Source organism: Halorubrum sp. (assembly GCF_046498025.1).
Taxonomy (GTDB): Archaea; Halobacteriota; Halobacteria; order Halobacteriales; family Haloferacaceae; genus Halorubrum.
This window is the reverse complement of record NZ_JAWOBM010000006.1, coordinates 36,819-45,305: the sequence shown is the minus strand read 5'-3', so window position 1 is coordinate 45,305 and position 8,487 is coordinate 36,819. Positions and strand designations below refer to the sequence as shown.

Sequence of the window (8,487 nt, the reverse complement as noted above, 5' to 3'; positions counted from 1 at the left end):
GTCAAGCCGAGCGAGGAGCGCCTCCGCGAGGCGGTCGAGGACACCGACGCCGGCGACGCGGTCGAGAAGTTCGTCGTCGCCTGCCCGATGTGTACGACGATGTTCGAGGACGGCCGGAAGACGGGCGGCTTCGAGGACGACGTGGAGGTCGTCGACGTGGCGGAGCTGCTGATCGAGGCGCTGGAGGCGTGACCCGAGCGCGGTCGGACTTCGTACGGAACGACATAGATATACGCCGGCGCGGCGCCGCGAGCGAAAACCGCTCGACCGGGACGCCGGAGAGAACTATATAGAGTACATAGCCCACCCGAGTGATACCCCTCGGACAGTACGTCTCATAGCATACTATTTAACCGGAAGACGCACAGGATCCGGTGATGGCATCAAGCCACGACCTGAATACGGAACGCATCACCCGGCGGAAATCGCTCGCGGCGCTCGCTGGCGTGGGGGCACTGGGGCTGGCCGGCTGTACGTCCAACGACGACGGTGGCGACGGTGGCGACGACGACGACGGCGGCCTCGGCGGTGACGACGGCGACGACGGCGGCGACGGCGACGACGGCGGCGACGGCGGCGACGGCGGCGACAGCCTCTCCGGAGAGGTCATCGTCACCGGGTCGAGTACGGTCTACCCGGTCTCCATAGAGATGCAGGAACGGTTCATGGACGAGAACGAGGACGTCAGCGTGACCGTCGACTCGACCGGCAGCGGTGGCGGCTTCGCGAACAACTTCTGTCCCGGCGATTCGGACATCAACGGTGCGTCCCGTCCGATCAAGGAAGAGGAAATCGAGAGCTGTGACGGAAACGACGTCGAACCGGTCGAATTCCGAATTGCGGGCGACGCGCTGACGGTGGCGGTCAGCCCGGACAACGACTGGGTCGACAGCATGACCTTCGACGAGCTGGCGCAGATCTGGAACGGCGACGACCCCGCCGAGACGTGGGCCGACGTCAACGAAGACTGGCCCGACGAGGAGTTCGACCTCTACGGTCCCGACGACACCTCGGGGACGTTCGACTGGTTCACCGAGAACGTCGTCGGCGAAGCCGGCAACCACCGGAGCGACTACGAGCCGACCGAGGACGACAACACGATCGTTCAGGGGATCTCGAACAACGAGCACTCGATCGGTTACTTCGGATTCGCCTACTACCAGGAGAACGAGGACGACCTCAAGGCGCTCAACATCGCCGAGACCTCGGACGACGAACCCAGCGCCCCGAGCCTGTCTGCAGCCTCCGAAGGCGACTACCCGATGGCTCGGCCGCTGTTCATATACCCCAGCGCCGACTCGCTCAGCGAGAAGGATCAGGTCTACTCGTTCGTCGAGTACTACCTCGAGAACTCCAGCGCGGACTGGATCGCCGACGACGTCGGCTACGTGCCGTCCAACGACGAGGAGGTCGAGGAGAACCTCTCGACGCTCGAAGAGTACGCGTAACCGGAGCTGAGCCGCTGTTGGCCCCGCTATCGGATCACGAATGAATTAAGGCTACCAGAAATTATCTATGAGTCACCAATGAACGGCGAACCAGCGTTGACGCGCGCGGCGGCCGACCGCGACGTCAAAGAGAAAATGGTCGGCGTGTTGCTGTTCGCCTGCGCAGCGCTGACCATATTCGTGACCGCGAGCATTCTGTTCACGCTCGCGTACGACACGATCACGTTTTTCGGATTCGAAGAAACGAGTGTCGTGAACTTTCTGACCGGACTCGAATGGGAGCCGAGAAACGGCCATTACGGCGTCTGGCCGCTCGTGAGTTCGACGCTGGTCGTCACCGTCGTCTCCGCGCTGGTCGCGATCCCGATCGGAACGGCCGCCGCCGTCTACCTTTCTGAGTACGCGAGCCCGAAGGTTCGCTCTGTGATCAAACCGTCCCTCGAAATACTTGCGGGGATTCCAACGGTCGTCTACGGCTATCTCGCATTGGTCTATCTGACGCCATGGCTGCGAGACATCGGCCTCCCGCTCGGGACGTTCAACCTCTTTAGCGCCTCGATCATGGTCGGCATCCTCATCGTCCCGATGGTCTCGTCGCTCTCCGAAGACGCGATGAGCGCGGTGCCGGACTCGCTCCGGCAGGCGGGCTACGGACTCGGCGCGACGAAGTACGAGGTCTCGACGGGGATCGTCATTCCGGCGGCGGTCTCGGGAATCTTCTCGTCGTACATCCTCGCGCTGTCGCGGGCCATCGGCGAGACGATGATCGTCGTCATGGCCGGCGGTCTCCGGACGAATCTCTTCGACCCGTTCGATCCGTTCGGCAGTCTGGCGGGATCGGGTCGGACGATGACCGCCTCGATGGTCAACGCCGTTACGAGCGACGCGACGGGCGGATCAGCCGAATACTACAGCATGTTCGCGATCGGCCTCTCGCTGTTCGCGATCACGTTCCTGATGAACCTCGCAAGCAATCGGATCGCCGCGCGATATCGGGAGGAATACCAATGAGCGATCAGTGCGTCCTGACCCCCGTCGAGGTGATCGACTAATGGCCAGCGAAACACCGACGTCCGGTACGTGGTTCGGCTCTGCGGAGATCGGTCGACTCCGCGGACGAGTCTTCAAGTGGACCTGTCTCGGCGCGACGGTGCTCACGCTGTTTTTGATGCTCGTCTTCTTGCTGTACGTCGCGAACGACGCACTCGCCCCGCTGTCGGCCGATCCGGGCTGGCTCGCGACGATGGGGTTGGCCGTCGTCGTTCCCGTCGTGCTGCTGGCTGGGTACTACTACCGGCGCGATCGATCCGCCGGAGAGGTCGCCTACACGGCGCTCGGGCTCCCGATTTTCGTGGGGCTCGTCGCGGGCGGTATCTGGCTGCTGTTCCGCCACATCGTGACGCCCCAGGAGTGGTTCGTGTTGATCGCCTCGGTTCTCGTTGCGGGCGGTCTCGTTACCGTCCACTCGCGGCTGCGACACGACGCCGCCGTCGAACGACTCGCGGTGATGGTGCTCGCACCCCTGCTCGCGGTCGTCGGCGTTCCGACGGTCGTTCCGAGCCTCCGAGAGCTACTGTCCCTCTCGCCGGTGTTACCGAACGCGCTGCTCTCGTTGGTCATCGGCTTTCTCCTGCCGATCGCTGCCCTCGTCGGATGGCGCGTCCGGACCGTTCGGGACGTCGACCGCGACGGCGCGATCGCCGCGGGGGTCACCGTCGCCGGTGGACTCGCCGGGACGGTCGTCGGGCCGCTGCTCGGCGTGCATCCGACGAGCTGGATCGTCTTCGCCTCGCCGATCGTCGGCGCCCTCGTCCTCTACGTCGAACGCGTCGTCCGGAACGGCGAGGGAGTGTCGGGGCTCGCGTTCCCCGTCGTCGTCGCCGCCGGGGTGTTCGCCGGCCTCACCGCGGCCCAGACGCTCGGGTTCGCCGGTCCCGACGCGTGGCTCGACATGCAGTTCCTGACGAGTTCCACCAGCACCACCCCCGCCGACGCGGGGATCTATCCAGCGCTCGTCGGCTCGGTGCTCATAATGATCGTGATCGTCCTCTCCGCGTTCCCCGTCGGTGTCGGGGCGGCGGTCTACCTCGAGGAGTACGCCCGGGCGGAGGGGCCCCTCGGCAAGGTGATAGAGCTGATTCAGGTCAACATCGCCAACCTCGCGGGCGTCCCCTCGATCGTGTACGGTGTCCTCGGGTTAGCGATCTTCATCAACCTCATCGGGATGGGCCGAGGGACGGCGGTCGTCGCCGGGTTCACCGTCGGCCTGCTTATCCTCCCGATCGTAATCATCTCCACGCAGGAGGCGATCCGTGCGGTTCCCGATTCCCACCGACAGGCCTCGTACGCGATGGGCGCGACCAAGTGGCAGACGGTCCGTAACGTCGTCCTCCCCGAGTCGCTCGCCGGGATCTTCACCGGAACGATCCTCGCGCTCGGGCGGGCCATCGGCGAGACCGCCCCCCTGCTGATGATCGGCGTCTCGGCGAGCGTCCGCGTCTCGCCCGATTCGTTCCTGACTCGGACCGGTGCGATGCCGAGACAGATCCTCTCGTGGTCGACACAGATCACCACCGAGTTCCGCTACGGCGTGCTTGCGGCGGGCGTGGTGACGCTGCTGGTCGTCCTCCTGACGATGAACACCGCGGCGATCGTGCTTCGGAACCGCTCACAGCAAACCCAATAAGGATGAATCCAACCGACACCTCAACCAGTCGAACCACGGACCGAGTCGAAACCGACGGCGGCGTCCCCTCCAGAGATGACGTCGAACCGACCGCAGACGCGGCGAAAGCCGACGGCGGGACGGAAAAAATCATCGACGTTTCGCCGTCGTACTCCGTCCCGGACGACGACGACGGTGCGCGGATACGGTCGACCGAGACCGCGATCGCTACCCGTGAGCTAAACGTCTACTACGGCGACGAGCAGGCGTTAGACGATGTCTCGATGGAGATATACGAACACGACGTGACGGCGCTCATCGGCCCCTCCGGCTGTGGCAAGTCGACGTTCCTCCGGACGATCAACCGGATGAACGACATGATCGACGTCTGCCGCGTCGAGGGCGCGGTGGAGTTCGGCGGGAAAAACGTCTACGACGACGACGTCGACCCTGTCGCCCTGCGCCGGAAGATCGGGATGGTCTTTCAGGCGCCGAACCCGTTCCCGAAGTCGATCCGCGACAACGTCGCGTACGGACTGAAGATCCAGGGGTACGAGGGCGACGTCGACGCCCGGGTCGAGAAAGCGCTGAAGTCCGCGGCGCTGTGGGACGAGGTGAAAGACCAGCTCGACTCCTCGGGGCTCGACCTCTCGGGCGGACAGCAGCAGCGGCTCTGTATCGCCCGGGCGATCGCGCCCGACCCGGAGGTCGTCCTGATGGACGAGCCGACCTCGGCGCTCGACCCCGTCGCGGCCTCGAAGATCGAGGACCTGATCGACGACCTCGCGGAGGAGTACACCGTCATCATCGTCACGCACAACATGCAGCAGGCGGCGCGCATCTCCGACCGGACCGCCGTCTTCCTCACCGGCGGGCGGCTCGTCGAGTACGACGACACGACCAAGATCTTCGAGGACCCGGAGGAACAGCGCGTCGAGGACTACATCACGGGGAAGTTCGGATAGATGCCCCGCGAGAACTACCAGGAGCGGCTCGGAGAGCTCCGGGCCGACGTGGTCGACATGGGCGATCTGGTCCTCGACCGGTACGAGAAAGCGCTCCGCGCGGCCGAGACGGGCGACGACGACCTCGCCGACGAGGTGATCGGCGGCGACCACGTCGTCAACGAGCGCTACCTCGAACTGGAGGACGAGTGCACGAACCTGCTCGCGCTCCAGCAGCCCGTGGCCGGGGACCTCCGGCTGGTGACGGCGTCGTTCAAGATCATCACCGACCTCGAACGCGTCGGCGACCTGGCGACGAACCTCGCCGAGTACGGCGGCGACGACGGCGGGATCCACCCGGCCGTCGACTTCCGCGGGCTCGGCGACGCGGCCGGCGAGATGGTCGCGGACGCGGTCGCGGCCTACGAGGCGGCCGACCCGGACGCCTGCCGGGAGATCGACGTCCGCGACGACGACCTCGACGAGCGGTGTCGGCGAGCCAGCGAGGCGGTCGTGCGGAGCCTGCTCGAGGCCGACCGCGCCCGCGCCGCCGCGAACGGGACCGACGAGCCGGATCCGGACCGACTCGCGGACACCCTCGACGAGATCTCCCGCGCCCTGCTGGCGATCCGCGACCTCGAACGCGTCGGGGACCACGGGGTCAACATCGCCGCGCGGACGCTGTACATGATCGAGAGCGACGACGAGCTGATCTACTGATCCGACGGTCGGACCCACCCAATCAACGATGACGACACCAACCGACGCGACCGACGAGACGGCGACCGACGAGACGAGTACCCTCGTGTTCATGTGCGTCCGCAACGCCGGGCGGAGCCAGATGGCGACGGCGTTCGCGGAGCGCGAGCGCGACCGACGCGGCCTCGGCGACGCGGTCGAGATCGTGACGGGCGGCACCGCCCCCGCCGACAGCGTCCACGACGTGGTCGTCGAGGCGCTCGCGGAGGTCGGCCTCGACGTGAACGGCCGGACGCCGCGGCACGTCTCCGAGGAGACGCTCGCCGGCGCCGACTTCGTCGCCACGATGGGCTGTTCGACGCTCGATCTGGCGGGCGTCGACACCGACGACTGGGACCTCGAGGACCCGGGCGAGCGCCCGATAGAGGACGTCCGCGAGATCCGCGACGAGATCGAGCGCCGCGTGGTCGCCCTCTTCGACGAGCGGTTCGGCGCGTACGACAACGACGAATAGGACGCTCGCGCCGGCGACGGCGTCGCGTTCCCGTCTTTTTATCACCGAAGCGGAACGGACCGGGAGGAGCGAACCCCTCTCGACCTCGGCGGAAGTCCTAATCGCCTCCGGACGCAGTACCGAGACGTGACCATACTGCAGGAACTCATCGGGAACCAGCCGCTCGCCGTCTGGATCGTGTTGGGCGCGACGGGGTTCCTGCTGACCTGGAAGGGCGCGAACGTCATCGAGTCGACGACCTCGAAGATCAGCGATCACTTCGGCGTCTCGCAGGCGATCCAAGGCGGGCTCATCGTCGCGGCCGCGACGTCGTTCCCCGAGCTCGCGATCATCGTCATCTCGGTGCTCGTGCTCGGCGAGTTCGGCGTCGGCGCCGGGGCGCTCATCGGGACCGCGGTGTTCAACATCCTCGTCATCCCGGCCGCCGTCGCCATCACGAGCGGCGACACGACGACGACGCAGGGGATCGTCTACCGCGACGCCATCTTCTACATGGTCGCCGTCCTCGCCCTCTTCGGCGTGATCGCGCTCGGCGTCCTCGGGACCGACGGGCGGGAGCTCGCGCGGATCTCCCCGCAGATGGGCGTCGGCCTGTTGGTGCTGTACGGCGTCTACGTCATCCTGCTCGTCGGCGGCAAGACCGGCGCGTCGGACCGGAAGCGGACCGAATCGACGAACGTCCCGAAGCAGGCCGGGCTGTTCGCGGCCGGGCTGGTCGTCGTGCTCGTCGGCGTCGAAGCGATGATCGGCATGACGCTGCAGATCTCGGACGCGCTCAACGCGCCGCCGTTCCTCATCTCCGTGACGGTGTTGTCGGTAATGAGCTCGTTCCCCGACCTGCTCGTCGGCGTGAAGATGGGCGAGGCCGGCGACAAGCGGGCGGCGATCTCGAACGTCTTCGGGACGAACACGTTCAACCTCGTCGCGGCGCTGCCGATCGGCGTCATCCTCGCCGGCGGCGTCTCGATCGGCTTCCTCACGTCCGTGCCGCTGATGTTATTCCTCTTCTATACCACCCTCATCGTCGTGGTGCTGGCCGCGACGGACTTCGAGATCACCACCGAGGAGGGGTACGTCTTCCTCGCGATGTACGTCGCCTTCCTCGGCTGGATGACGACCGAGGCGCTCGGAGTCACCGCGTTGCTCACCGAGGAGACGCTCCGGACGATCGTCGGGTGACCGTCGGCTCCGGCGTCCGGACCCGAACCTCGATGTCGTCGGCGTCGGCGACGGCGATCCCGTCCGCCCGCTCGTCGACGGCGACCTGGACGTCGCCGTCGGACGCGACCGCCTCCGCTCGGGCCCGCACCGCGTCCAGCGCGGCGGCGTCAGGGACGACCACTTCGAACCACGCGAGGCCCCGCCCCGACGCCGGCGTCGTCCGCCCCCGCCACGTGTTCGCGCCGAGGTGGTGGTGGTAGCCGCCGGCGGCGACGAACCGGACGCCCGGCCCGGTCGTGCCGACCGCGAAGCCGATCCCCTCGACGTACACCGCCTCGAACGCCGACAGCGACGTGACTTCGAGGTGGACGTGGCCGACGTCGGTGCCGGGCGGAGCCCGGTCGGCGGGGGCGGCGTCGCCGGTGTCGCCCGGTCCGCCCGCCGCGGCGGCGACGCCCGCCAGGTCGAGCGGCTCGGTCGCCATTCGAACGGTCCCGTCGGCGGCGGTCGACCACTCCTCACGGGGGCGGTCGCGATAGAGCTCCACGCCGTTCCCCTCGGGGTCCTCGAGGTACAGCGCCTCGCTGACGAGGTGGTCGGAGGCGCCGTCGAGCCGCCACCGGTCGCGCACCCGTCCCAGCGCCGCGCCGAGCGCGGCCCGGGAGGGAACCCGGAAGGCGGTGTGGAAGAGGCCGGCGTCGGTGGGGGCACGCTCGGGGCGGTCCGGGTCGCGGTGGAGGACGAGCAGGGGAGTAGCGTCGGGACCCGCGTTCTCGTCGCCCGCCGCGCCGCCGACGCCGAGCAGGGCCTCGTCGCCGTCGCGGTCGAGGACGGCGAGGCCGACGACGTCGCGGTAGAAGGCGACCGCCTCCTCGAGGTCGGCGACGCGAAGCGCGACGCGGCCGATGCGGGTCCCGGCCGGCAGGCGGTCTGCGGAGGGGCGGTCGGCGGAGGGGCGGTCGGCGGGTGGAGCGTCGGCCATGTCGCTACCCAGGAGCGCCCGCGCGTTCAACGCGTCGATCCCTCCCGATCGTCCGTTAGAGTGAAGCGGCGGGG

The 8,487-nt window shown here is 67.5% G+C and carries 9 protein-coding genes; 8 read left to right on the top strand and 1 reads right to left on the bottom strand.

What is annotated here, in order from left to right:
• The 8 genes from R6U01_RS01145 to R6U01_RS01110 form a co-directional block, all read left to right on the top strand.
• On the top strand, nt 1-192 hold a 192-nt coding region (locus R6U01_RS01145), incomplete at its 5' end, for a hypothetical protein (protein ID WP_410284621.1).
• A 185-nt stretch (nt 193-377) separates the two neighbouring features.
• Nucleotides 378-1,448, top strand: a complete 1,071-nt coding sequence (locus R6U01_RS01140; RefSeq protein ID WP_410284620.1) for a PstS family phosphate ABC transporter substrate-binding protein — start codon at nt 378-380, stop codon at nt 1,446-1,448.
• 78 nt (nt 1,449-1,526) lie between these two features.
• The gene (pstC, locus tag R6U01_RS01135) at nt 1,527-2,459 is read left to right on the top strand and encodes a phosphate ABC transporter permease subunit PstC (protein ID WP_410284619.1); all 933 of its coding nucleotides are present in this window, start codon (nt 1,527-1,529) and stop codon (nt 2,457-2,459) included.
• Between the two features lie 40 nt (nt 2,460-2,499).
• Nucleotides 2,500-4,134, top strand: coding sequence for a phosphate ABC transporter permease PstA (gene pstA / locus R6U01_RS01130; protein WP_410284618.1), 1,635 nt, complete (start codon nt 2,500-2,502; stop codon nt 4,132-4,134).
• A gap of 2 nt (nt 4,135-4,136) precedes the next feature.
• Nucleotides 4,137-5,078, top strand: coding sequence for a phosphate ABC transporter ATP-binding protein PstB (gene pstB, locus R6U01_RS01125; RefSeq protein WP_410284617.1), 942 nt, complete (start codon nt 4,137-4,139; stop codon nt 5,076-5,078).
• Nucleotides 5,079-5,777 (top strand): phosphate signaling complex PhoU family protein, encoded by a 699-nt coding sequence (locus R6U01_RS01120; RefSeq protein WP_410284616.1) that lies wholly within the window; start codon nt 5,079-5,081, stop codon nt 5,775-5,777.
• A gap of 28 nt (nt 5,778-5,805) precedes the next feature.
• Nucleotides 5,806-6,270, top strand: coding sequence for a low molecular weight phosphatase family protein (locus tag R6U01_RS01115; RefSeq protein WP_410284615.1), 465 nt, complete (start codon nt 5,806-5,808; stop codon nt 6,268-6,270).
• 126 nt (nt 6,271-6,396) lie between these two features.
• Nucleotides 6,397-7,449, top strand: coding sequence for a sodium:calcium antiporter (locus tag R6U01_RS01110; protein ID WP_410284614.1), 1,053 nt, complete (start codon nt 6,397-6,399; stop codon nt 7,447-7,449).
• Here R6U01_RS01110 and R6U01_RS01105 read toward each other — a convergent pair.
• Complete coding sequence (locus tag R6U01_RS01105) at nt 7,415-8,413, bottom strand: VOC family protein (protein ID WP_410284613.1); 999 nt, start codon at nt 8,411-8,413, stop codon at nt 7,415-7,417. The two genes, R6U01_RS01110 and R6U01_RS01105, sit on opposite strands and share 35 nt — an antisense overlap.
• Nucleotides 8,414-8,487: the final 74 nt, after the last annotated feature.

Coding starts and splice junctions, on each gene's coding strand:
- pstB (WP_410284617.1), top strand. CDS start 4,137: ATGAATCCAACCGACACCTCAACCAGTCGAACCACGGACCGAGTCGAA.
- R6U01_RS01105 (WP_410284613.1), bottom strand. CDS start 8,413: ATGGCCGACGCTCCACCCGCCGACCGCCCCTCCGCCGACCGCCCCTCC.
- R6U01_RS01120 (WP_410284616.1), top strand. CDS start 5,079: ATGCCCCGCGAGAACTACCAGGAGCGGCTCGGAGAGCTCCGGGCCGAC.
- R6U01_RS01140 (WP_410284620.1), top strand. CDS start 378: ATGGCATCAAGCCACGACCTGAATACGGAACGCATCACCCGGCGGAAA.
- pstC (WP_410284619.1), top strand. CDS start 1,527: ATGAACGGCGAACCAGCGTTGACGCGCGCGGCGGCCGACCGCGACGTC.
- R6U01_RS01115 (WP_410284615.1), top strand. CDS start 5,806: ATGACGACACCAACCGACGCGACCGACGAGACGGCGACCGACGAGACG.
- pstA (WP_410284618.1), top strand. CDS start 2,500: ATGGCCAGCGAAACACCGACGTCCGGTACGTGGTTCGGCTCTGCGGAG.